Consider the following 24,385-nt stretch of genomic DNA (forward strand, 5'->3'; position numbering starts at 1 on the left):
TTCTTATTCAGCTGCAGCTGATTTTTTCTTTTTGTTTGCTTTTTCGCGCTCTGCCTTGTTCAAGATTTGCTTACGCAAACGAATAGATTCAGGCGTTACTTCCATGTATTCATCGTCATTCAAGAACTCAAGTGATTCTTCAAGAGTCAGGATACGAGGAGTCTTGATAACCGCTGTTTGGTCCTTGGTAGCTGAACGAACGTTGGTCATTTGTTTTGCTTTCGTGATGTTAACGGTCAAGTCATTTTCACGAGAGTTTTCACCGATGATCATTCCTTCGTAAACCTCAGTACCTGGGTTAACAAAGATCGTACCGCGTTCTTCGATAGACATGATTGCGTAGGTTGTTGCTTTACCAGCATCAATAGAAACGAGGGCACCACGGTGACGTCCACCGATTTCACCTGGAATCAATGGCAAGTATTGATCAAAAGTATGGTTCATGATTCCGTAACCACGAGTCATTGACAAGAACTCAGTTGAGTAGCCAATCAAACCACGCGCAGGAACAAGGAAGACCAAACGAGTTTGCCCGTTTCCAGTAGCCACCATATCCAACATCTCACCTTTACGTTCAGAAAGGCTTTGGATAACAGATCCTTGGTATTCTTCAGGTGTATCGATTTGTACGCGTTCAAACGGCTCACACTTGACACCATCAATTTCTTTGATGATCACTTCTGGACGAGATACTTGAAGTTCATAACCTTCACGGCGCATGGTTTCAATCAAGATAGACAAGTGCAATTCACCACGTCCTGAAACTGTCCATTTATCTGGTGAATCCGTTGGGTCTACACGGAGTGAAACGTCTGTTTGCAACTCAGCTTGCAAACGTTCTTCAACCTTACGAGAGGTCACCCATTTCCCTTCGCGACCAGCAAATGGTGAGTTGTTGACCAAGAAGGTCATTTGAAGAGTCGGTTCGTCGATGTGAAGAACTGGCAATGCCTCAACTGCGTCTGTTGGAGTGATGGTTTCCCCAACGAAGATATCTTCCATACCAGATACGGCAATCAAGTCACCAGCTTTTGCTTCTTGGATTTCACGACGTTCCAAACCAAAGAAACCAAAGAGTTTGGTCACACGGAAGTTCTTGGTTGTACCGTCCAATTTAGAAAGAGTAACTTGGTCACCAACTTTTACTGTCCCACGGAAGACACGACCGATACCGATACGACCAACGAAGTCATTATAGTCCAAGAGTGACACTTGGAATTGAAGAGGCTCATCTGAGTTATCAACCGGAGCTGGGATGTGGTCAATAATGGTATCAAAGATTGGCGCCATCGTCTTTTCTTGGTCTGCTGGATCATCTGACAATGAAGATGTTCCGTTGATAGCTGATGCATAAACAACTGGGAAGTCAAGCTGGTCATCATCCGCACCAAGCTCGATGAAAAGTTCCAAGACTTCATCTACTACTTCTGCAGGACGAGCTGATGGCTTATCGATTTTGTTAACGACAACGATCGGCACAAGGTCTTGTTCCAAGGCTTTTTTCAATACGAAACGAGTCTGTGGCATAGTCCCTTCGTAAGCATCTACGACCAAAACAACACCGTCAACCATTTTCATGATCCGCTCAACTTCTCCACCGAAGTCCGCGTGTCCTGGCGTGTCCATGATATTAATACGAGTTCCGTTGTAGGCAACTGCTGTATTCTTCGCAAGGATAGTGATTCCACGCTCTTTTTCGATATCGTTTGAGTCCATAGCACGCTCTGCCAACTCTGTACGCGCGTCAAGAGTTTCAGATTGTTTCAATAATTCGTCAACAAGGGTTGTTTTTCCGTGGTCGACGTGGGCGATAATCGCGATATTACGGATATCTTCTCTTAATTTTGTCATGATTTCCTCTATAGTATTCAAAAATTTATTTTCTAACTGAGCAATTATACCACAATTTTAAGCAAATGGCATAACTCAGACAAGTGTAAATGTTTTCATGCTTTCTTTCGAAAATCTTCTTTCTCATTCCCACTCCTAACCACTCTATTCATGAAAATCTTTCAAGTCTTCAATCTCTTTTCTTCACCCTTTTTCCGAATACTTGTGATTCTCTTCATTTCATGCTATCCTGTTTTTTATGAGATTAGATCAATTACTGGCCCACTACCAAATTCCTCGTAAGGAAATCAAACAGAGCATGGCTAAAAGGCAGATTCTAGTCGACGGGCTTGCTGCAACAAAATTATCCCAAAATGTAGATACGGGCCTCCAAGAGGTTCGCTGGAAAAATCGGGTCCTTACCGACTGTTCCCATCATTATTTTCTTCTCCACAAGCCCCAAGGGTTGGTGACAGCTACCAAGGATGCTCAGCATCCTACAGTTCTGGACCTCCTTCGAGCAGAAGACCGGACTCCCAATACTTATCCTATCGGCCGGCTAGATCGGGATACTACCGGTCTGCTCTTACTCACAGATAATGGACCTCTCGGTTTCCAACTCCTTCACCCTCGATACCATATTGAAAAAGAATACGCGGTAACAGTCAACGGCCCTCTCGAACCCGCTCATATCGATCGTTTTCAAGAAGGAATCACTTTTTTAGATGGGACCAGGTGTAAGCCTGCCAAACTAAAAATCCTTACCTCCAGTCCCAAAGAAAGCCGAGCACTGGTCACCCTATCTGAAGGGAAATTCCATCAGGTGAAAAAAATGTTCCTCTCAGTCGGTGTTAAGGTCACTGCTCTAAAACGAGTTCAGTTCGGGGATTTTACATTAGATTCAGAGCTAGCAGAGGGTCAATACCGCCCTTTGAACCAAGATGAATTACAGATTATTAAAAACTATTTAGAAAACAGTTGACAAAACAAAAAAGAGGCTGGGACAAAAGTCCTAGCCTCTCAATTGTCTTTGGATTGTCGAGCAAGACACAATGGTTGAGTGAGCTCTACTACGCTGATTTCATCAGCTTTTACAGTCCTACTCAACTGTGCGGAGGTGGGACGACAAAATCGAATTCTAACGAATGACCGATTTCTGTTCCACTCTCTTTTTTTTTTTAATTAATCCCCGAAAGTTGTGAGATAAACACGAAACAGAAAATTACAGAAAGCACAATCCCTACAATAGAGAGCATTATTTCTGTCGTATAGTCTAGTCCAGACTCTTTTTGATTTAAAATAGCCGAGCCCAAACCAAAAACACCAAAAATAATACTTATCAATGGAAATATAAAGGCAACTATGATAGATATGATACCCAAAACAAATGAGGCATTGTTCTTTTCTTGCAATTTCTAGAAACTCCTTAAAATTAATATCATTTTATTATGATACATCAAGCATCTTTAGCAACATTTTCCTTGATCTTAACTAGTCTTTACCTTTCCATCCCATGAATCCAAACCGTAGGACAAGATATAGATATCTTTATAGCCTTGTTTTTTCAAGAAGAGGGCTGCATTGGTCACACGGGAACCACGACTGTTTTCATAGAGCAAGACTGGTTTATCTTTTCGAAGAGCTGCCAAGCTCACTTTTAATTGATTGGATGGAATGTTCCGAGCTCCCAAAATATGCTTAGCGTGGAACTCATTTGGATCACGTAGGTCTACTAATTGGCCTTTGCGGATCAATTCTTCAAACTCTACATTGTCCACAATTTTTGCAGCACGACGGATACGGAAGTAATTGTAACCCATCCAGCCGAACATTGCTAAAACAATCAACCATACTAAAATATTTACTAAACTCACTTTTCTTTATCCTCTTCTAAATAACGTAATTCCTGTGCGTGTTCTCTGCGTAAGACAGCTTCTGCTTCTAGATAATCTAGCTTTTCCATCAGCCCAGCGTCATAGATTCTTTTCAATTCAATCTTCATCAATTCGATGTCGTAAAGCCGTTTTCCGACATAAATGATGATTCCAAATTTTTTCAGAAATTGTTGAACATCGTACAGGGTTTTCATGTGCTTATTCTATCAAATCTTTCAAGTATTTTCAAGATGGTCCCTGTTTTATTTACAGGAAAAATCACTGTCGAGCAAAAACGAGCCTCCCCATCAAGGAAGGCTCGTTTGTTTCTTTTCAGATTACAAACCTGGTGCTTGACCTAATTCAGCGGCAATCATCCAGATATGTTTTTCCAATTCAGCTTTTGCACCGACAAAGATATCGTTGGTCACATCATCTCCTTCAGCGTCTGTGATATCCAAGGCTTTTTGATAAAGACTTACCAAATAGCGGAAGATAGAAAGGACACGTCCCAAATTTTCTTCCATAGAGCGTTCAAATGAACCTTTTTCTTCTTGGATATTGCTGTGTTCCAAGAACTCAACCATGCTAGCATATGGGGCACCACCCAAGGTAATCAAGCGTTCACTCACTTCATCAAGAGTCGCATCCAAGCTTTCCATGTATTCATCCATTTTTGGATGCCATACGAGGAAGCCACGACCACGCATATACCAATGTACTTGGTGCAAGGCAATATGAGCGACATAAAGGTCTGCCACCACTTGATTCAAAACCGCTTTTGTATCGGTTAAACTCTTGCTTACTTCACTGATGGTTGCAAATGTTGCTACATCTTTTGCTGCTTCTTTTTTGATTGTTGTCATAAATAAATTCTCCTTTTTAGAATTATTCTAATTTAGTTATATTATAATCCTTCTAATTAAGAAATGCAAGAGAAAATGCTTAAATAAGAAAAGTTAGAAAATTGTTTCATTTCTAATCGTTATTAGTCATCTTTTTTACGAATACTATAAGTATGATCAACTTTTATTTTTTTACAGTCGGTTCCTGTATTGCCTCCTTTTTAGGACTCGTCATCGACCGCTTTCCAGAAAGCTCCATCATTCGTCCAAGAAGCCATTGCGACCATTGCCAACAGACCTTGAGACCTCTGGACCTGATTCCTATCCTCTCACAAGTCCTCTTTCGATTCCGTTGTCGCTATTGCCAGAGCCCGCTTCCTTATTGGTATGCTCTCTTTGAAGCCTGGTCTGGCCTCCTTTTTTTGCTGTGCTATCAGGGCCTTCTTCCTATTTCTCATCTTTTCGTTCTGCTTGGTAGTTGTGTTTTGGCCATCTACGATTTGCGCTCCATGGAGTATCCGCTTCTCCTCTGGCTGGTGCTCCACGCTCTTTGCCTGTTTTTCACCAGCCCTACCCTCTTGATGGGAGTCTTTCTCTTCTTAGGAGTCCTGTCAGCTGTTTACTCCATCGGCATTGGAGCAGGGGACTTTCTCTTACTAGCTACTTTTTCTTTGACCCTCTCAGCTGTCCAAGTCCTCCTCGTCATGCAAGGGGCTTCCCTCATTGGTCTCCTGGTCTTCCTCTTAAAAAAAGAAAAAGACCGGATTCCTTTTGTTCCCTGTCTTTTTCTGAGTTATCAGGCTTTACTGTTTTTTACAATTTTTAGCAGATAAGATTTCTTATTTTGTAGCTTTGGCTTCTAGATAATCGGCAATCGCAGCCACGTCCTTATCCCCACGTCCAGAAACATTGATGATGATAATCTTATCTTTGTCCAATTGTGGAGCACGTTTAACGGCTTCTGCAATGGCATGTGAACTCTCAATAGCTGGGAGGATTCCTTCTGTCTTACTGAGAAGAAGAAGGGCTTGAACGGCTTCATCATCTGTCGCTGCCACATATTCGACACGACCAGAATCTTTAAAGAAGGCATGTTCCGGTCCAACCCCTGGGTAGTCCAAACCGGCAGAGATCGAGTACACTGGTGCTACTTTTCCATCTTCACCAAAAACAGCATAGGTCTTCATCCCATCGACAACACCAACAGTCCCCTTGGTCATGGTTGCTGCGTGCTGGTCTGTATCCAAGCCATGTCCAGCAGCTTCAACACCGACCAATTTGACTTCCTCATCGCCCACATATTGGGAGAAGGCACCAATGGCATTGGATCCACCACCGACACAGGCAATGACATAGTCCGGTAAACGACCTTCTTTTTCCAAGATTTGACGTTTCGATTCTTCACTGATGACTTTTTGGAATTCATGCACAATGGTTGGATAAGGGTGAGGGCCAACAGCAGAACCTAAGACATAAAAAGCATCTAGATCCGCCATCCATGCTCCAAAAGCAGCATCAACAGCATCTTTCAAGGTCTTCGTACCTGTTTCAACGGCATGAACGGTTGCCCCCATCATTTCCATGCGGAAGACATTGAGACGTTGGCGCTCAACATCTTCTGCCCCCATGTAGACATCACAGGCCATGCCAAACTTAGCTGCCGCAGCTGCTGTAGCCACACCATGTTGACCGGCTCCTGTTTCAGCAATCACGCGGGTTTTGCCCATACGCTTAGCCAAGAGGATTTGCCCCAAGACGTTATTCAATTTATGCGAACCTAGGTGATTCAAGTCTTCGCGCTTCAAATAAATTTTCGCCCCACCTAAATGCTCTGTCAAACTTTCCGCAAAGTAGAGCGGTGTTTCCCGTCCAGAATAATCTTTCAGATAATGCTTGTATTCTGCGATAAATTCTGGGTCATTTTTGTACTGTTCAAAGGTTGCCTCTAATTGATCGAGCAAGTTTTGAATAGGTTCTGGTACGAAAGACCCACCAAATTGTCCGAAATAGCCTTTTGTTTCTGTCATGATTGTGTCCTCTTTTCTATATCTTCAATTCTGTTTATGATCTTTTTCTCTCTCTGGTCCTTTGAGCTGCAGTCTCACAGGGTCCTTTTGAGATACAAAAAACCTCACACAGAAAAATCTGTGTGAGGACGATTCGATACCGCGGTGCCACCTCAATTGTAGGAAAACATACTTTCTCCTACATCTCTGACCTGTCTAGCAACAGGCTGCACGATAAGGTGTGCTCACCGAATTTTTATTGTTTCAAATTCATCATCATAAACGCATCAGCCCATTTCAAGATCCACCACTGCTTGTTCACAATGACCACAAGCTCCCTGGAAGTGAGAAAAATCTCTACTTTTCTGATGTCTTGAAGCTATTATAGCTTCCTACCTATCGTTTGTCAACCCAAAATTTGAAATCGTCTTCAATCGTTCGGATTTTGGACCAAACTAAGGTGGCTTGTCCTTACTCATAGAAGCTTGTAGCCATTTAAAACACAGATAGGCTAGGTAGCCTCCCAGGGTATTGGTCCACAGATCATCTATCTCAAATACCCGATTGAAATCAAACAAGAGGTCTAGGACAATCTGACTGAGCTCAATCCATAAACTCATCCCTAGACTAAAGCAAAGGACGCGTTTCCGAGTGCCTAGCCAAGGCCAGAGCCAAAGCAGCTGAAAGACCAAAGGGAATAAGAGAAAGATGTTGGCTATATTTTGTACAAACACCTTGATCAGCTGGACCAGGCTGGTCACTTGAGCTAGGTTGATGAGGGAATTAAAGGGAACCAGCAATACGACTACTCGCCCAAAATGTTGGATACCAGGTGTTTCCATTCCTGGTTCAGGCCGTTGGGGGAGAAAACACATGAGACAGAGCAAGACAAAATAGAAGAAACTGCCACCTAGTAGCAGTTGTCTTCCTTTATTTGTTAATTGACCTTGTTCTATCAGCCCCTTGTTACGGTTGAACTTGTTCAACAATGGCTTTCTCCCGGTCTCTCTTCATCGTATTGGAACGCAATTGGCCACAAGCAGCATCAATATCCGTACCATGCTCTTGACGAACCACGCAGTTGACTCCGTTTTTCTTCAAGGTGTCATAAAAGGCCATCACGCGCTCTCTTGGACTCCGGCTATACTGATCATGCTCACTAACTGGGTTGTAAGGAATCAAGTTTACATAAGATAACTTCTTGATCTTTTTAAGGAGTTCTGCCAATTCTAAGGCTTGTTCGACACCATCATTGACTTCATTAAGCATGATGTACTCGAAGGTTACCCGGCGGTTGGTCGTTTCAATATAGTACTCAATAGCCGCAAATAATTTCTCGATTGGGAAAGCGCGGTTGATTTTCATGATGCTGGAACGCAAGTCATTATTTGGAGCATGAAGTGATACCGCCAAGTTGACCTGAACCCCTTCATTAGCAAAATCACGAATCTTATGAGCCAAGCCAGAAGTTGAAACGGTAATGTGGCGGGCACCGATAGCCAGTCCCTTGTCATCATTGACCGTACGGACAAAGCTCAAGACATTCTTGTAGTTATCAAACGGCTCACCAATTCCCATCACAACGATGTGGCTGACGCGTTCATCTTGACCACGCTCGTCAAAGTACTTTTGAACTAGCATGATTTGGGCAACGATTTCCCCACTGTTCAAGTCGCGTTGCTTCTTGATCAAACCAGATGCACAGAAGGTACAGCCGATGTTGCATCCTACCTGAGTGGTGACACAGACTGACAAGCCATAATGTTGGCGCATCAAAACTGTCTCGATCAACATGCCATCTGGCAATTCAAAAAGGTATTTGACAGTTCCATCTGCTGATTCTTGCACAATCCGTTGTTTCAAAGGATTGATCACGAACTGATCATTCAATGTTTCGATCAAGCTCTTAGATAGGTTGGTCATTTCTTCAAATGACTGGACACGTTTCCGATAGAGCCATTCCCAGATTTGGGTTGCTCGGAATTTCTTTTCACCATGTTCTTCTGCCCACTCGATCAGTTCTTGTCGAGTCAGGCCATAAATTGAAGGTTTCATCTTATCTCTTTTCTCTCTTTACTTTTGACGGATGACAAAGTGGCGTTCTTGCCCACCCTGTGCATCTTTTTTTCTAGACCGCTGACGGTTCTTTTTCTTTGGTTGAGAAGTCTTTTGTTTTTGCTCTTGTTCACGTTCTCGTGGCTGATTTTTGGAGCGATTTCGGCGATTTTGACGACTGCCACGCTTAGCAGAACGGTTGCCCTCTTCCTGTTGTTTTGGAGAAGATTTCTTGTCAAAGGATGCTCGACGGGGTTCTGCATTTTCTAGGACAAAATAAGCACAGCCATAGCTACAGTATTCTAATAAATAATCTTCCAGGCGGCTGATTTTCTCTGCATCTGTGACCGGACGATCGTCCTTATAGAAACCACGTAGACGCAACTGTTCATTGCTCCAATCACCGACAATATAATCAAATTTGGTTAAAATCTCTGAAAAACGCTGACCAAAGACCGTCGCATCAAAGGCATCATTTTGGTTCTCAACCAGCTCAAATGTCAATTGTTCTGCTAGCACTTGATTGCCGACCAGACGAAATTCCGGTCCAGGATATTTATTATAATTAAATAATTCAGGGGATATTTCTTTGCGCATAGCCTTCCTTTATTCATACCTTTAGTTGTAACACTTTATTTTATCATAAATCCCTAGCTTTAGATAGAATTTCAACGGAAAAGAGAAAATCTGTAAAAAGTCTGACGATTTAATTTACCTCTTCTTCCTGTCTCATCAAAAAAAGCAGTCTTTTTCAAAGTTTACTCAGACGGAAAATAAAAAGGAGGCTGGGACAAAAGTCCTAGCCTCTCAATTATCTTTGGATTGTCGAGCAAGACGCAGTGGTTGAGTGGGGTCTACTACGCTGATTTCATTAGCTTTTACACCCCTACTCAACTGTGCGGAGGTGGGACGACGAAATCGAATTCTAACGAATGACCGATTTCTGTCCCACTCTCCTATGAATGTTCATCACGTGATGTGAGGGGTAAATAAAGAGTGATTTTCGTATAGCTATTAGCCTTAGAATCAATCTCCATATGATAGCTAGCCCCAAACTGTAACCGCAAGCGTTGATCCACATTTTTCAAACCAACTCCTCCTAGTCGAAGAAGAGTTTGGTCTGTCGACTCAGACAAAGCAAAGCCTCGTCCATTATCGTAAATCGTCAGGACCACTTGTTCTTCTCTGATTTCCGAAGTGACTCGTATCACGCCCGGCCGATCCATCTCCTTGATGCCGTGATAGATGGCATTTTCCACTAAGGGTTGTAGGACCAGTTTAGGAAGCTGATAATCTCCCAACGTCCCCTCTTCTAAAATTTCATAATTCAACTTATCCCCATAGCGTTGTTTCTGAATGAAGAGATACTGGCGCACATGGTCTATTTCATCCTGAAGCCTAATTTGTTCTTGTCCTTGATTGAGAGCAAGGCGAAAATATTTGGCTAGGGACTTGGTCAGGTCAACCACCCGCTGACCATCATTAAACTCAGCCATCCAGACAATGGTATCCAAGGTGTTATAGAGGAAATGAGGATTAATTTGGGCTGCAAGAGCTCGCAGTTCATAGCGTCGTGCATTTTGTTCCTCTTCTTTAACCAATTGCATAAGGTTTTCAATTTGATCCAACATACGGTTGAAAGCTTGAGCAAGATCTACCAATTCAGGCGATCCCTTGGTAGTCGCCCGCAAGTGGGAATCACCAGCTCCTATTTTCAGAATAACGGCCTGCAAATCTTGTAGGGGTTTAATCCACAAGCGCAGAATGAACCAGATTCCCAGCCAGCACATGATGAGGACGAGAGCTCCTAAACCTATAAAGGAATAGAGCATTTGCGACTGAAGCATCTGGAGACCTTCCAGAGAAGCCACTCCAATTAAGGTCCAATCACTCTCTGGTATAGCAATTTGATAGACAAAGTTCTGTCCCTTTTGGGCATAGCCATCCTTGACAGCAATATAGGGTTGCATGGCCTGCATTTCCTGACTAGAAGAATAGACTGTCTTTTTAGGATGGTAGACAAATTCATGCTTCTGATTGATGATGAAACTAAAGCCTTTTTTGCCCAGTTGGAGATGATCCAGATAAGCTTCTAGGCTCTGATAGCCAATATCTAGGCGCAAAACTCCTAGATTTTGACCAGAAGCATCCACCACTTCCTGGGTGATAGAAATCACCCACTTGTCCTTCTCTGAAGACAAAGATTCCTTCCGGGCTGGCGTCAAGACAGGAATGGCCCTCTTCTTGATAGCCTCCTGATACCAGCTTTCGTTCATCATATCCGATGAGGTCTGCATGCTAATTTGAGAATCCGTAGCAACAAGGCGTCCATCCTTAGTTACTAAGACAGCCGAAACCAGATCTGGGTCTGTCTCAATAATGGTTCGCATCAGACTTTGAACGGCTTCTGGGCTCTCCTCCTTGTCTTGAGCAAACTGACGAACGGTCTCTTCTTTACTGAGGATCGAGGTGGTCTGCTTCAATTTTTTCAGATAGGAGGTGATAAACTGACTACTCTGGTCGATACTATTGCGGGTTGTTCGCTCTGTCAGTTGGCCAATGGTTGCTGAGCTAGTTTGATAGTATAGACTACCGACTAAACCCAAGAGCAAGAGAATGAAGACAAATACATAGACAATCAGCTGAATCAGCAAAGGGTATCGTTTCATTCATACTCTCCTTTTTTGTATTGTCTTGGGGTTACACCGACTACTTGTTTAAAGCGTTGAGAAAAATAGTTCATATCTTCAAAGCCAACCTGGGCTGCAATTTCATAAATCTTGAGATCAGTCGTCAAGAGTAAAAGTTTGGCCTTCTTCATCCGTTCTTGGATCAAGTATTCTTGAAAAGGGAGGCCCAATTTTTTCTTGATTAGGACGCTCAGATAAGAGGGACTAAAACCCAGTTGAAGAGCCAAGTCCTTGAGGGTTAATTGGGAATCCGCTAAGCGGGAATGAATAGCCTCTTCCAATTCTGTCGAATGCCCCTGATCCACCAAGGTTTCAACCTGGGCTTTCTTTCCTTCCTCGTCTAGCTTATTCTTAACTTTCCCCAGCATCTCTTCAATATCTGTTTTTGAAAAGGGCTTGAGGAGATAGTCATCTGCTCCGAGTCGAATGGCTTTCTGAGCAAACTCAAAATCATCATAGCCTGTTAGAAAGATGATATGGCAGGACGGAGCTTTCTCTCGGACTAGTTGGGCCAAATCTAAGCCATTCAACTGTGGCATATTAATATCAGTTAAGAGAAGATCAGCCGGTTGTGCTTGAAATTTTTCCCAAGCTATTCGCCCATTTTCCGCTTGGTCAATGACCTTCATCCCAAACTGTTCATAATTCACTAGAGAAGTAAGTCCCTGCCGAACCAGCTCTTCGTCTTCTACAATCATGATTGAATACATGTGTTTCACCTACTTATCCTTGTTATACTCATTATATCAAAGTAGGTCGCAAAAAGTCTCAGACATAGTCCAACAAATAGCCGTAGCCCTTTTCTGCCATCTCTGCTTTAGGAATGAATTTAATTGACAAACTATTGATGCAGTAGCGAAGGCCACCTTTTTCCTTAGGTCCATCCGTAAAGACGTGGCCTAGATGGGAATTTCCTACTCGACTCCGAACCTCTGTCCGAGTCATATTGAAACTCTTATCTTCCTTGTAGGTTGCCACATCGGGACTGATCGGCCGGCTAAAGCTTGGCCAACCACAACCAGAATCAAATTTATCTTTTGAGGAAAAGAGGGGCTCTCCTGTTACGACATCCACATAGATGCCCGCTTCAAACTTATCCCAATAGCGGTTAGAAAAAGCACGCTCTGTATCATTCTCTTGCGTCACTGCATATTCTTCGGGCGATAACTTCTTCTTGATCTCTTCATCATTTGGTTTTGGATAACGACTAGCGTCAATAACCGGATAAGAAGCTTGATTCACATCAATGTGACAATAGCCATTCGGATATTTCTGTAGATAGTCCTGATGGTAGTCTTCCGCCTTGATATAATTAGCAAGTTCTTCTTTTTCTACAGCCAAAGGCTTATCATATTTCTTTGCCACTTCTTCAAATACTTGGTTTATGGTTGGCAAATCTGCTTGATCGGTGTAATAAACTCCTGTCCGATATTGACTTCCCTGATCATTTCCCTGACGGTTTTTTGATGTTGGATCAATAATCCGGAAATAGTGTAGAAGCAGTTCTTTCAAGGAAACCTTCTTGACATTATAGGTGATGTGTACCGTTTCGGCATGCCCTGTTTGGTTGACCAGTTCATACTTGGTAGTATCCCCTTTTCCATTGGCATAACCTGATTCGGCATCAATGACGCCTGGAACACGGGAAAAATACTCTTCCACACCCCAGAAGCAGCCACCAGCTAGATAGATTTCTCGTTGGTCTTCTGGATTGACTTTTTCTTCCTTCTTTTTGTTTGCTACTGGTGTCTGACTCATGGACGCTTTTTTGATCTGCTCAGTCGTCGCATCTGATGTATCCAAGGCCATGGATCCTTTGATAAGGAAAAAGAGTCCAAAACAAAGCAGGCCCACTAAAAGAACGGAAATGAGTTTCCATTTTGTTTCCATTTTATGTCCTCCTTACTTCATTTCTTTTAGAGTCTGGACGATGTCTTCCTTACTCATATAGCCGATATGGGTCTTGGCGATAGTTCCATCGCTCGCAATAAAGAGAGCAGATGGATAAGAGCGAATCCCGTACTCTTTGAGCAAGTCGCCCTTACTATCCATCAAGACTGGGAAATCTTTGTAGTCCAAAGCCTGGTACCAATTTTTAAAGTCATCGGCTGATTTTTCCCCATTAAATGTCGGAGCGACAACAGTTAGAACTACATAATCTTTCCCCTCCTCTGCCTTTGCTAAATCATTTGTGTCACCTAATGTTGAAAGACAGATTGAGCACCAGGAAGCCCAAAACTTGAGATAGACTTTCTTCCCTTTGTAATCTGATAAGCGGTAGGTCTTGCCGTCTACTCCTTGCAGGCTAAAATCCAGAACCTTCTTGCCAGCTTGCTCTGAATCTCCCGTTTTGGCTGTCTGCTTAGTCTCGCTTTTATTGGATGACTCCATCCCCTGGGCGGAGCAGGCCCCTAACAATCCAACACAGAAAAGTCCTGTCGCTATTAAGGCTATTTTTTTCATGTCTTCCTCCTCTCTAAATTGGGAGAAAGTCGCCCAAGCAGACGACCTCCTCTTCCTATTGTCCTTTATTGGTCTGATTTCATGTCAGATGAGTCACTCATGTCGTCCTTCATCTCTGAATCGCTCGATTTCATCTTATCTTCTTTCATGTCGTCTTTCATTTCAGAACTGCTGTCAGACATCATAGATGAATCTTTCATATCGTCTTTTTTCATTTTATCATCGGACATGGACGAATCCTTCATATCGTCCTTCTTCATCATACTACTATCGTCCGTTTTTTTCATATCTGAATCAGATTTTTTTCCAGAACAAGCTGCTAAAGTGACGATGCTAAGGGTAGCAATAGTAAGTGCAAGAATTTTTTTCATGATTTTTCTCCTTTAATCATTCAAGATTAGTGAAACAGGGATGCTAGGCTGTTGAGATTACCCAGCATGAGCAAGATGCCCATCAAGACGATGAGAGCACCACCGATTTTTTTCAAGGTCCCCATATGAGGCTTGAGTTTGGCAAAGCGTTGCAAGACCCAGCCTGAAGCCAGGGCCAAGAGTAGGAAGGGAAGAGCTAAGCCCAAGGTGTAAACCAGCATTAAGAGCGCTCCTTGTAGAGCACCATTTCCTCCAGAAGCCGCAATCGCTAAAACGGAGCTCAATACAGGTCCGACACAAGGAGTCCACCCAAAACTAAAGGTCACTCCAATTAGAAAGGCATTGAAGAATTCGTTGCGTTTTTCGTCCTTCTTCAGTTGGATACTCTTTTGCTTTTGCAGTTGATGAAGATTGATGATTCCCATCTGATGGATCCCAAGTACAATAACGATCCCTCCTAGTAGGTAACGGAACCAGGGAGCATAGAGTACCTGACCCAGGGCACCCGCACCATAACCTAGGATGAGAAATACGGTTGATAGACCAGCAATAAAACAGAGGGTCTTGACCAAACCATACCAAGAAATATCTCTTCCAAAAATACGCACCGTTTTTTTATGCTCAGAATCTAATAAGATCCCTACATAGACTGGCATCAGTGGCAAAATACATGGGGAGAAAAATGATAAGACTCCCGCTAAAAATACTGAAATGGAAAACAAGCTATTTTCAATCATTTCAACTACCTCCCTTACTTTCTGACACTAGTATAAAGAAAAAATCTCTCTAAAAATAGAGAGATTGATATGCAAAAACTTGAATTTAATTGGGAGATGAATATCCCTATCTACCAAGATCGAGGCTGGTACAAAAGTCCTAGCCTCGATGTTTTCTTTGGATTGTCGAGCAAGACGCAGTGGTTGAGTGGGCTCTACTACGCTGATTTCATCAGCTTTTACAGCCCTACTCAACTGTGCGGAGGTGGGACGACGAAATCGAATTCTAACGAATGACCGATTTCTGTCCCACTCTCTTTTCGAGCAAGCTACCTTAATTCTTTTTCAAATAATCAATAGCATCCTGCAAGGTTTTGACAGGGACAATTTTCATCTTGGTCTTAATTTTTTTAGCTGTTTCTACCGCTTCATCGTAGTTGCTCTTGGCATTAGGATTGTTCTTTTTAACTTCCTCTGTCACCGGATTATCAGGAGCAAAGAAGATTTCAGCACCAGCGCGATCTGCCGCCACGACTTTCTTATCCACTCCTCCAATATCTCCGACAGTTCCATCATGGTTAATGGTCCCTGTCCCCGCGATGTGGCGTCCCTGACGAAGGTCTGGATCCGCTACCTGGGTATAGATGGACAAACTAAACATCATCCCGGCACTTGGGCCACCGATGCCAGCTGTCGCAAACTCAATTGGCACGTCACTCTTCACTTCTGTCCGGTCAATCAAGCTAATCCCAATCCCATTCTTGCCATTGACCAACTTAATAATCTTTCCTTCAGCTGTCTTGGTCTGGCCATCTTCTGTGTAGGTCACTGTGACCTTGTCCCCAATTTTTTGGGAACCAACATACTCGATGAGCTCTTTTGAGCTCTTAAAGGTTTTGTCATTCACAGCCGTAACCGTGTCCGCAATATTTAGAACGCCCTTGAAAGTAGAGTCTTCTGCTACTTGCATGACATAAACACCTAAGAATTCCATCTCTGTCTCTTTACCAGCAGTTTTTAATCCTTGGTATTTGGCAGTATTTTGAGAGGTTTCCATATAAAATTGATTAATCCGGAAAAATTCCTCACTGGAACTGCCACCAGTCATTTCTTGTTCAGAGTGGATATCTGTAAAAGGAGTCACCCAGGCATAGACTATATCCGAGAAGGTCGCTTGCTTGACGGCAACAGTGACAAAATCATACGAACCAGATGCTTCATCATTTTTCTGGTTGACGCGCATCACTTGGCGAATATCTTCTGAACTCCCGGGCATTTCCAAATAATAGGGCAGGGGAACAAAGAAAGCTAACAAGGCCAGAATCAGAAGCAAGGTCCCAATAATCGGCCAACGATAGGTTCTCCATACACTATCTTTTTTGCGTACAGGTTCAAATGGGCTTTCTGGTAACTGAGCCCTTTGTTTCTCAAATTCATTCATTCCTTTTATTTCATCTCCTTTATAACACTCTCTGGGACATAGGCACTGACATCTTGCTGGAAGGTCAGCAACTCGCGAATTCTCGTCGAGCTCAAGGCCTGGTACTGGGGCTGGGCACAGAGATAGATGGTCTCAAGCTCTGGAGCCAGCTGGTGATTGAAGTAGTCCATGTTGCTTTCATAGAGGAAGTCTTGGCTATTGCGCAAGCCTCGAACCAAGCTGGTCACCCCATACCGTCTAGCCACTTCTACAGCCAACTCTGCCTCCGAAGTAATGACTTTTACATTGGACAAATGAGCCACTGCTTCTGTCACCATGGCCTCTCTTTGCTCAACGGTAAAATAGCCCTTCTTCTCATGATTAAAGAAGATGCCTACATACAAGCAATCAAACAAGCGACTAGCCCGCTCTATCAAATCCAAGTGTCCCAAGGTCATTGGGTCAAATGAACCTGTAAATAATCCGATTTTATCTAACATAAACCGTCACCTTACTAATTCCGTAGATTTTTTCTTTCCAGATTCCTAGACAAGCAATCTCCTCAGGCAAGTCCACTGCCTTGTCTGTCTCACAGACGACCATGACCTCTTCTCCCAGCAAGTCTCGTTCAGCCAAGGTTTCAATATCGGCTACGATCTGCTCCTTGGCATAGGGAGGATCTAAGAAGACAAGGTCAAAGGTCCCCTGCAATTGGCCGAGAGCTTGGTGAGCCTCCATCTTCAACAATTGAAACTTGTGGCTTTCCTTGGTCATTTGGATATTGCTGGCAATGATCCCTTGGGCTCTGCGGTCTTTCTCGACCAAGACAGCCTGCTCCATCCCACGCGATACCGCTTCGATGGACAAGCCACCTGAGCCAGCATATAAATCCAAGACCCGCCCCCCATCAAAATAAGGACCGATCATATTAAACATAGCCCCTCTCACCTTATCTGAAGTGGGCCTCGTTGTCTTTCCTTCGAGCGTCTTAAGAGGACGCCCTCCATAGGTACCTGATACAATCTTCATAGAGATTATTATATCAAAATTTGGATAAAAGATACAAAAACACCCACCCTCTCCAATCTGAGATCTGCTGAACCAAATCCCTTTCACTGCTAAAGAAAAATCCTCTCACTTTTCTCTTGAAGTCCGAATTTATTTTTGTTATACTATACGTAACTTTTAAAACGTTACATAGGAGAATGCAGATGTTTGATGCAAAAAAATTAAAAGACCGGCGACTGGAGCTCGGCCTAACCCAAGCCCAGGTCTATGAATCCTTAGAGATTAGTCGCAAGACCTACTCTAGTTGGGAGAATGGCTTAGCAGAGCCACACGATAAAAACCTCAGGAGGTTGGCCAAGCGCCTCTCCGTTAAAGAGGACTACTTTGTCGACAAGAGCTCAGCGCTTTTCACCTACCCTTTACTAACCCCACCCCATCAGAAGAAGGTTGATTTCTTTGCCAGCCAACTCTTAGCAGAGCAAGAAAAGGTGGTCTCTTTGATCCCTTACCGTGTCCTCTCTATCGACTTGGCGGCTGGACATGGTCATACCTTTTATGACAATGAGACCGACTACGAGACCGTTTATTTTGACCAAGAGATCCAACACGACTTTGCCTCTTGGGTCTCTGGAGATTCTATGGAACCAAGCTATCCAAACGGTTCCGTTGCCTTGATGAAACAGACTGGATTTGACTATGATGGAGCGGTCTACGCCCTCATGTGGAATGGAAAGACCTATATCAAAAAAGTCTATCGGGAAGAGGAGGGCCTCCGCCTAGAGTCCATCAACCCCGCCTATGATGACCTTTTTGCACCCTACGAAGATGAACCAAAAATCGTCGGCATCGTGGTCGGCCACTTCCTCCCTCTGGAGGTCTAGACATGCTTTTTGATTATTCACGTGAGCCTCGGTCTGACATTGCTTTTGTGGATATGAAAAGTTTCTATGCCAGTTGTGAATGCGTCCGCCTCGGTCTCAATCCCTTGACGACTTCTCTTTGTGTCATGAGTCGGAGCGACAATTCTGCTGGCCTCATCTTAGCCAGTTCCCCCGTCTTTAAGCAAGTCTTTGGAAAGAAAAATGTCGGACGTAGCTATGATCTGCCCTTTGATCTCAAGACTAGGAAATTCAATTACTACCTGGCCCGTAAGCAAGGTCTACCTACAGATCCAGCCTTTGTCCACTATATCGAAAATTGGGCCAAGAGCACCTTTATCGTTCCTCCTCACATGAATGCCTATATCCAGGTCAACATGGAAATCCAGCAAGTCTTTCAAGAATTTGCTGCTCCAGATGACATCTACCCCTATTCCATCGATGAGGGTTTTATCGATTTGACCAGCTCTCTCAACTACTTTATTCCTGATCCTCAGCTAGACCGACGCTCCAAGCTGGATCTTCTTTCTGCTCGGATCCAAAAGCGTATTTGGCAGCAAACTGGGATCTATGCTACTGTCGGGATGAGCAATGCCAATCCGCTCCTGGCCAAACTGGCTCTGGACAACGAAGCCAAGCACCAGAAAACCATGCGGGCTAACTGGTCTTACGAAGACGTCTCCAGTCGTGTCTGGCAGATAAAAAAACTGACCGATTTCTGGGGGGTTGGCCATCGAACAGAAAAGCGCCTGAACAAACTAGGCATTCACTCCATCTATGAGCTGGCCCAGGCCAATCCAGACCAGCTCAAAAAAGAATTTGGAGTCATGGGCGTCCAGCTCTGGTTTCATGCCCATGGGATCGATGAAAGCAATGTCCATCGCCCCTATCGGCCAAAGTCTCACGGTCTAGGAAATTCGCAAATCCTTCCCCATGACTACCACCGCCAAAGCGATATTGAATTGGTCTTTCGGGAGATGGCTGAGCAGGTCGCTATCCGCTTGCGTCGGGAAAAGAAAAAGACCCAATTGGTCTCCATCCACGCCAGCTACTCCAAACAGGAACAGCTCCCCTCCATCCACTGCCAGCGAAAGATTGAACCGACCAACTCTACCACTCAATTAACCAAGGAGGTCATCCAACTCTTTCGTTCCCACTACCAGGGAGGAGCCATCCGGCAGATCGGAGTCTTTTATGGAAAGCTCGTAGAGGAGAGTTTCCAGCTGATCTCCCTATTTGATGACCCTGGACAAACCCAAAAAGAAGAGGCCCTCCAAGAGACCATTGACCACATCCGTGACCGATTTGGCTTTGCTTCTCTACAGAAGGGATCTGCCCTATTAGAAAATTCGCGCGCTCTGGCTCGAAGCAAGCTGACCGGAGGCCACTCTGCAGGAGGTTTAGATGGCTTAGCATGATTGATCGTTCTTATCTCCCCTATCAGTCGGCACGCGACTTCCAAGACCGAGGTATGGCCAAGTGGGCCGGCTTCTTCCTCTCTGAGCATTCGACGGCCTTACAAACAAACCACCTCTCCCTGGAAGAGCTTCGCCTCCTCTCAAACCAAGAAATCCGTCACCTCCTCGAGCAGGCTTATCAGCAAGAGACTCCCCTCTCCCTCTCTACCCTCCAGGACAATCAAGTCGCCGTCTACTACGGCCAGGTCTATACCTTAAGCCCTTCCGAGGTCCTCATAAAAAATGGCCACCACTACCACTCTCTCCTTCTTTCGACTATTTTTTCTATTGAACCAGGAGATTCTAGCTATGAAACCAGCCCTGAATAAACACGAACTCCAATTTGATTATTTTTCAGACAATTACCAGCAGTTCGAGCACGATTTTTACCGATTGGCAACGACTGCTACCCCCTTGGTCTTTTTAGAAGATGACCTGCTGAGATCCATGTCGACAGGCCAGCGCAACTATTTCAGACTCCACCACACCCAGAGTCGCGATCATCGTGACCACTACTTTCACTTTCGCGTCTCCACCCATCCCCAATCTCCACTGACACGGATTTATACCTACCTAGGCCACAGTACCACCACAGAATACAAAAGAACCTCCTAGATAAACTAGGAGGTTCTTTTGTATTCTGTGGATGAAGAAGCTTTCGCAACCCAACCAATCGCATCTGCAGGAGGATTATCCACATCAATCCAGATAAAATCAATGCCGATTTCACCGTTTTTGAATTTGGATTAATTCTTTAATTACCCATTTAAAGTAACAATACATGAATTTAAATAACTTAACTGAGTAGCTATTGATCATCCAACTATAAAATTACAATCAAATAAAAATGAACATAATATTAAACCAAATTCTTATTTATATATAATAAAACTATATGCGTATCTGAAATAGGGTTTATTTTTAAAATTATACTTTTTCCCTACTTTCATAATTTTTCAAAAACAATACTTCTTTCCGAAGATCATCTAGTTGCTCAAAAATTTTTTCAAGAATCGGAACGACAATACTATTTCCAGCCATCTTATTCAATTTACTCATAGTTAAAAACATCGTTCCTTTCTTATTCTCAAAATTATTAGACATCAACAAATCAAATTGTTCTTCTTTAAATCCCATTAACATAAAACACTCCCTAGGAGTTAAGTTTCTATAATAAGTATTCCATTCCACCAAATAATTATTTTTATCATATTTTATAATACCGGAGTTGGGGTTTCTATCTTGCTTTGTAGTCACCGTTTTGGCATTTGACTCTATGATTTCAGTTCCAATGGCAAGTACAATATTTTCATTGTAAATTTTTTTTCTTGATTCAGTAAACCTAGGAGTACTCTCAATTGCTTCTTGTTTATATTTTGTTAAAGAATAATCCAATCTTAAAAAATCACGTAAATTTCTACACTTATCAATTTTATATGTTTGTAAGTCATTCTTACTTAAATAATCCGTTATGACTTCATTCTCTTTAGAATTTTCGGATAAGATACTAACCATAAACGTTCTTTCTCTTGATTGTGGAACTCCAAAATTTCTAGCATCTAAAGTGTAGACCTTATTTATATACCCAATATTGCATAGAAACTCTTTCCACTCATTAAAATTATCAATATGCCTTTTTGACAAAATATTACTAACATTCTCCATTAGTAGAAACCGTGGTAGTTTCTTTTGAGATGCAACATATTCTTTCAAGATTCTTTCGATTTCCCATAATAACGTTGAACGATTTTCAGCATCTCTATCTATACCACTTGTATTATTATGCCAATGTCCACTAACAGATAGATCCTGGCAAGGAAAAGAATAAGTCAAAATATCTGCATCTGGTAAGTCTTGAGCATGTATTTCCGATATATCAACTAAATTATTATTTCTTTTTATAGAAATATATATGGCTTTTAATTGAGCTACAGACATTGATTTCAAAGCCTTTAATGTTATAGGATTTTTACCATTGCTAGATAAGTTATATTTTGAAAGGATACTTATTAACGATTCTTTCGTATGGTGTCTTAAGCTTTTTATATCTTGTTTTCCATTATGTAATATATCATATGCATACATTGCATTAATATCCCATTCAGCAATTGCAACTACTTTATGTTCAATTCCTAAATTTTTTAAAGCTTGCGTTTGGCTTCCTATACCACTGAATGTCTCAATCATTTTTAACAAAATTCACAAACCTCCTATAATTTTTACTATATTTTTGATTTAAAAAGAGATAATATACTCTGTTTCATTGATCCTCTCAAATAGTAAATTCGAAGCACCTAAAGTAAGTAATCTTTGTTCTAACATATCCAAACTACATTGGAATTTTTCCATTAATATTTCTTCTAATTTTCGATTTTCGAATTGCAACTTTCCATTGAATTTACCATAAACCAGACATTGTAATTCAATATTCTCATAGAATAAGCTAATTCTCTTATTGATTGGAAACTTCGTACGTACTCTAAAGCTACTTGGAAAACAAATAATTGTTTTACCATCTTTATTATAAATTTTACAGTTAAGTGTATCTGTAACAAGGGGGACTTGAAACTTACTTAAAAAGACAGAATTACGACGAAATGATATAGTATAAGGTTTGCAGATACGACTGTACCTAACTTGATTTTCATCAGTTATTGAAATGTCATCTGTTCCAGTATAATCTTCATCACAATCTAAGAGTAATCCAACTACCTTAGGATCACTTACTTCTATTGATCTATTAAATTGATCCAAAAATAATGAATCACAAACTGAATCTACTAGTGTCATTAGCTCATTCTGCTCAAACATCCCAGAGAAAGAAAAGTTTGCTGAACCAACATATGTCTCTTTATGATTAAAATATTCAATTTCAAATAGTTTCATATGAGTATCTTTTCCAGCAACTTGATAGTACAAATTAAAACTACTTTCTTTAGAGAGTTTTAAGTATATATCATGATCATTCTTTTTAATCCCTTGTTGTGCCATACCTATATAGACATCTATAGGTATATTGGGAAATTCTTTAACAAAAAACTTTAAAAAAATTCCTGAAGTATATCCTGTTAAAATACGTATTCGTTTAATTTGATTAACGTTCTTCAAAAAAATATGTTCAAAGATATTATTTAAAATTAGCAAAACTATTGAACCTTTCTAAAAAGATATCCTACATATTTTTTAATACCGCCTGGAATAAGTTCAGGATATGTTACTGGTAAAAGTGCTGTATTTAACTTAAGAACCTTTCGAAACAAAAATCTACTAGGATCATTGATTGTAGAATATTGAAACATAATTTCTCTATATAAGGAAACGTAGTAACCAACACCTGGCCGTTCAACTAATTGCTGAATCGTATCTGTAGTATTATTTTTTAATATCTCATATGTTCTTTTCGAACTGCCATTCCAAGATAAGTGTATGTACCACCATATATTTTTTAGCCAAATTCTTCTAGAAGTTATATATCTTGTTTCATTCATTCCCCATCGGCTATGAACTATGTCTGGAATAACTCTGATTGATAAAAATCTCCAAACGTCATCATCTGACGCTACTCTATTACAAAAATTATTATTTGTCCCTAGTATTTCATATAATTTAATTGCAAACAATAAATCAAAATTATATCCCAACTTTTCAGCAGCATCTAAATGATACTCATCAAAAATGTCATCTCGAGCTTGTATTAAGAGTTTCCTAATATATTTAAATTCTGAACTCAAATTAGTTGTAATAGCAATTGGATTTATGTTATTTAATGAATTAAATTCGACAGTAGCTTTGGTAATATCATAATTAATTTGTTCCCAATTTATCATTCATTACTCCTCTGATAAAATTTGTTCTAAGGCTAGTTTTAATGAGTTTGAAATACGCACACTATCACTAGTTTCAACTTCAAAAACAGAAATCCAGTAATTAACAATTGAAAGAATAGTTCCATCAGCTGAATCCGAAATAATCTCATCATCTTCAATCTCTTTTATGACCTTGTCGATAATGAGAGACATGGCTTGAGAAACAATTTCTGACATAAGTCCTCTACTAAGAGCCGTCTTGCGTTCTTTAAATTGCTTAAATAGGCTATGGGATTTGTTAAGTAACAAATTTATATTGTCAGTAGAAAATAAATCTTCAGCGGGATTGAAATTGTTAATTTTTAATTTCCATAGAGGACCATTCTTTTCTTCAAATTCTCCAATAGGGAACATAGAACCCGCGCCATCGATAATCAAGATGAGTTCTGAAATATTCTTTTGAGAAACTCGCATACCTTGTAAATCTGCATGTGTAGGATAAGTCTCATTTAATTCTTTAACATAAAAAAATGTTTCTATATGTACTTTTCCTCTTAATTTCCCTTTTGGAAATGAATAAACTAAATCAAATGACAGAGGTATATCATTTTTACAAACTTCAGCCATTGCAATAGTTTCCTGAAACATTGAAGTTCTGGAATGAACATGCACCCCAATTCCAAGCTTGTTTTTCTCCAAAGTAACTCCGTCGGGCCCGAATAAGTATGAAGGATTCTCAATTTTTATTGTTTGCTTAATTGTTAAGTTGTCATAATCTGCTGTCCAACTGCTATCAAGGTCAGACATTATTTGAATGGTATTTGGCTCAACAGAGTTAAGAATTTCTTTTTTTTCTACATCAGTATCATAATTTAGAAAATAATCACTGATATTAAGGCCAATTTTTTCTTCTAACTCTTCATCAATTTGTTTAAATAAGTTAAAAGTATTCATATTGTTTCTCCC

At 41.5% G+C, this 24,385-nt stretch carries 28 protein-coding genes and 1 other annotated feature; of the genes, 6 read left to right on the top strand and 22 right to left on the bottom strand.

The genetic code is table 11. The features are described from left to right. Nucleotides 1-3: 3 nt before the first annotated feature. Nucleotides 4-1,851, bottom strand: coding sequence for a translational GTPase TypA (gene typA, locus I2D56_RS08560; RefSeq protein WP_123159429.1), 1,848 nt, complete (start codon nucleotides 1,849-1,851; stop codon nucleotides 4-6). Nucleotides 1,852-2,089: 238 nt separating this feature from the next. Between typA and I2D56_RS08565 the strand changes: the two genes are divergently transcribed. Then, complete coding sequence (locus I2D56_RS08565) at nucleotides 2,090-2,812, top strand: 16S rRNA pseudouridine(516) synthase (protein WP_195214151.1); 723 nt, start codon at nucleotides 2,090-2,092, stop codon at nucleotides 2,810-2,812. A gap of 196 nt (nucleotides 2,813-3,008) precedes the next feature. Here the strand turns inward: I2D56_RS08565 and I2D56_RS08570 are convergent, their stop codons facing one another. The 4 genes from I2D56_RS08570 to I2D56_RS08585 form a co-directional block, all read right to left on the bottom strand. After that, complete coding sequence (locus I2D56_RS08570; protein WP_117745078.1) at nucleotides 3,009-3,242, bottom strand: hypothetical protein; 234 nt, start codon at nucleotides 3,240-3,242, stop codon at nucleotides 3,009-3,011. A 75-nt stretch (nucleotides 3,243-3,317) separates the two neighbouring features. Further along, nucleotides 3,318-3,662 (bottom strand): rhodanese-like domain-containing protein, encoded by a 345-nt coding sequence (locus I2D56_RS08575; RefSeq protein ID WP_042507500.1) that lies wholly within the window; start codon nucleotides 3,660-3,662, stop codon nucleotides 3,318-3,320. Nucleotides 3,663-3,700: 38 nt separating this feature from the next. After that, nucleotides 3,701-3,919, bottom strand: coding sequence for a YqgQ family protein (locus I2D56_RS08580; protein WP_023022447.1), 219 nt, complete (start codon nucleotides 3,917-3,919; stop codon nucleotides 3,701-3,703). A 123-nt stretch (nucleotides 3,920-4,042) separates the two neighbouring features. After that, on the bottom strand, nucleotides 4,043-4,570 hold the full coding sequence (locus I2D56_RS08585) for a Dps family protein (RefSeq protein WP_006596795.1): 528 nt from the start codon (nucleotides 4,568-4,570) through the stop codon (nucleotides 4,043-4,045). A 152-nt stretch (nucleotides 4,571-4,722) separates the two neighbouring features. On the opposite strand from I2D56_RS08585, the gene I2D56_RS08590 reads away from it, so the two are divergent. Then, nucleotides 4,723-5,382, top strand: a complete 660-nt coding sequence (locus tag I2D56_RS08590) for a prepilin peptidase (protein ID WP_042507437.1) — start codon at nucleotides 4,723-4,725, stop codon at nucleotides 5,380-5,382. A gap of 6 nt (nucleotides 5,383-5,388) precedes the next feature. On the opposite strand, the gene trpB is transcribed toward I2D56_RS08590, so the two are convergent. From trpB to rsmD, 13 genes are all read right to left on the bottom strand, one after another. Further along, complete coding sequence (gene trpB, locus I2D56_RS08595) at nucleotides 5,389-6,576, bottom strand: tryptophan synthase subunit beta (RefSeq protein WP_123160011.1); 1,188 nt, start codon at nucleotides 6,574-6,576, stop codon at nucleotides 5,389-5,391. 121 nt (nucleotides 6,577-6,697) lie between these two features. Then, nucleotides 6,698-6,933, bottom strand: a binding site (T-box leader). Nucleotides 6,934-7,010: 77 nt separating this feature from the next. Beyond that, entirely contained in the window at nucleotides 7,011-7,544 is a 534-nt protein-coding gene (locus I2D56_RS08600; protein WP_195348373.1) for a VanZ family protein, read from the bottom strand. Next, nucleotides 7,522-8,610: a 23S rRNA (adenine(2503)-C(2))-methyltransferase RlmN gene (rlmN, locus tag I2D56_RS08605; RefSeq protein WP_023022438.1), complete on the bottom strand. Its 1,089-nt coding sequence runs from the start codon at nucleotides 8,608-8,610 to the stop codon at nucleotides 7,522-7,524. The genes I2D56_RS08600 and rlmN overlap by 23 nt, the downstream gene beginning before the upstream one ends. A gap of 18 nt (nucleotides 8,611-8,628) precedes the next feature. Further along, the gene (locus tag I2D56_RS08610) at nucleotides 8,629-9,207 is read right to left on the bottom strand and encodes a YutD family protein (protein ID WP_195348374.1); all 579 of its coding nucleotides are present in this window, start codon (nucleotides 9,205-9,207) and stop codon (nucleotides 8,629-8,631) included. 359 nt (nucleotides 9,208-9,566) lie between these two features. Beyond that, nucleotides 9,567-11,279: a cache domain-containing sensor histidine kinase gene (locus tag I2D56_RS08615; RefSeq protein ID WP_123160009.1), complete on the bottom strand. Its 1,713-nt coding sequence runs from the start codon at nucleotides 11,277-11,279 to the stop codon at nucleotides 9,567-9,569. Further along, nucleotides 11,276-12,010, bottom strand: a complete 735-nt coding sequence (locus tag I2D56_RS08620; RefSeq protein WP_123160008.1) for a response regulator transcription factor — start codon at nucleotides 12,008-12,010, stop codon at nucleotides 11,276-11,278. The genes I2D56_RS08615 and I2D56_RS08620 overlap by 4 nt, the downstream gene beginning before the upstream one ends. A 58-nt stretch (nucleotides 12,011-12,068) precedes the next feature. After that, the gene (gene msrB, locus I2D56_RS08625; protein ID WP_195348375.1) at nucleotides 12,069-13,190 is read right to left on the bottom strand and encodes a peptide-methionine (R)-S-oxide reductase MsrB; all 1,122 of its coding nucleotides are present in this window, start codon (nucleotides 13,188-13,190) and stop codon (nucleotides 12,069-12,071) included. 12 nt (nucleotides 13,191-13,202) lie between these two features. After that, a complete protein-coding gene (locus I2D56_RS08630; RefSeq protein WP_195348376.1) occupies nucleotides 13,203-13,763 on the bottom strand; it encodes a TlpA family protein disulfide reductase in 561 nt (186 codons plus the stop codon). 65 nt (nucleotides 13,764-13,828) lie between these two features. Next, nucleotides 13,829-14,134, bottom strand: a complete 306-nt coding sequence (locus I2D56_RS08635) for a hypothetical protein (RefSeq protein ID WP_023026435.1) — start codon at nucleotides 14,132-14,134, stop codon at nucleotides 13,829-13,831. Between the two features lie 26 nt (nucleotides 14,135-14,160). Further along, nucleotides 14,161-14,871, bottom strand: coding sequence for a thiol-disulfide oxidoreductase-associated membrane protein CcdA2 (ccdA2, locus tag I2D56_RS08640; protein ID WP_195348377.1), 711 nt, complete (start codon nucleotides 14,869-14,871; stop codon nucleotides 14,161-14,163). A 313-nt stretch (nucleotides 14,872-15,184) separates the two neighbouring features. Further along, nucleotides 15,185-16,291 (bottom strand): SepM family pheromone-processing serine protease, encoded by a 1,107-nt coding sequence (locus I2D56_RS08645; protein WP_061563661.1) that lies wholly within the window; start codon nucleotides 16,289-16,291, stop codon nucleotides 15,185-15,187. 5 nt (nucleotides 16,292-16,296) lie between these two features. Then, complete coding sequence (gene coaD, locus I2D56_RS08650; RefSeq protein WP_195348378.1) at nucleotides 16,297-16,770, bottom strand: pantetheine-phosphate adenylyltransferase; 474 nt, start codon at nucleotides 16,768-16,770, stop codon at nucleotides 16,297-16,299. After that, nucleotides 16,760-17,299 carry a 16S rRNA (guanine(966)-N(2))-methyltransferase RsmD gene (gene rsmD, locus I2D56_RS08655; protein WP_123159467.1) on the bottom strand — a complete coding sequence of 180 codons (540 nt, stop codon included), beginning with the start codon at nucleotides 17,297-17,299 and terminating at the stop codon, nucleotides 16,760-16,762. Before rsmD ends, coaD begins: the two co-directional genes overlap by 11 nt. Before the next feature lie 182 nt (nucleotides 17,300-17,481). Here rsmD and I2D56_RS08660 point away from each other — a divergent pair, with 182 nt between their 5' ends. Genes I2D56_RS08660 through I2D56_RS08675 form a run of 4 tightly spaced genes read left to right on the top strand, consistent with a single transcriptional unit; the run spans nucleotide 17,482 to nucleotide 20,228 of the window. Then, complete coding sequence (locus I2D56_RS08660) at nucleotides 17,482-18,159, top strand: helix-turn-helix domain-containing protein (protein WP_195348379.1); 678 nt, start codon at nucleotides 17,482-17,484, stop codon at nucleotides 18,157-18,159. 2 nt (nucleotides 18,160-18,161) lie between these two features. Beyond that, nucleotides 18,162-19,574 carry a Y-family DNA polymerase gene (locus I2D56_RS08665; RefSeq protein ID WP_195348380.1) on the top strand — a complete coding sequence of 471 codons (1,413 nt, stop codon included), beginning with the start codon at nucleotides 18,162-18,164 and terminating at the stop codon, nucleotides 19,572-19,574. Next, entirely contained in the window at nucleotides 19,571-19,942 is a 372-nt protein-coding gene (locus I2D56_RS08670; protein ID WP_195348381.1) for a hypothetical protein, read from the top strand. The genes I2D56_RS08665 and I2D56_RS08670 overlap by 4 nt, the downstream gene beginning before the upstream one ends. Next, nucleotides 19,923-20,228 carry a DUF5960 family protein gene (locus tag I2D56_RS08675; protein WP_195348382.1) on the top strand — a complete coding sequence of 102 codons (306 nt, stop codon included), beginning with the start codon at nucleotides 19,923-19,925 and terminating at the stop codon, nucleotides 20,226-20,228. Before I2D56_RS08670 ends, I2D56_RS08675 begins: the two co-directional genes overlap by 20 nt. Before the next feature lie 312 nt (nucleotides 20,229-20,540). Here I2D56_RS08675 and dcm read toward each other — a convergent pair whose 3' ends face one another. The 4 genes from dcm to I2D56_RS08695 are packed head-to-tail and all read right to left on the bottom strand — an operon-like array spanning nucleotide 20,541 to nucleotide 24,373. Then, nucleotides 20,541-21,800 carry a DNA (cytosine-5-)-methyltransferase gene (gene dcm / locus I2D56_RS08680; RefSeq protein WP_195348390.1) on the bottom strand — a complete coding sequence of 420 codons (1,260 nt, stop codon included), beginning with the start codon at nucleotides 21,798-21,800 and terminating at the stop codon, nucleotides 20,541-20,543. A 48-nt stretch (nucleotides 21,801-21,848) separates the two neighbouring features. Next, entirely contained in the window at nucleotides 21,849-22,757 is a 909-nt protein-coding gene (locus I2D56_RS08685; RefSeq protein ID WP_195348383.1) for a phospholipase D family protein, read from the bottom strand. Between the two features lie 2 nt (nucleotides 22,758-22,759). Next, a complete protein-coding gene (locus I2D56_RS08690; RefSeq protein ID WP_195348384.1) occupies nucleotides 22,760-23,440 on the bottom strand; it encodes a hypothetical protein in 681 nt (226 codons plus the stop codon). 3 nt (nucleotides 23,441-23,443) lie between these two features. After that, entirely contained in the window at nucleotides 23,444-24,373 is a 930-nt protein-coding gene (locus I2D56_RS08695; RefSeq protein ID WP_229050206.1) for a hypothetical protein, read from the bottom strand. Nucleotides 24,374-24,385: the final 12 nt, after the last annotated feature.

The organism is Streptococcus australis, assembly GCF_015553625.1.
Taxonomy (GTDB): Bacteria; Bacillota; Bacilli; order Lactobacillales; family Streptococcaceae; genus Streptococcus; species Streptococcus australis_B.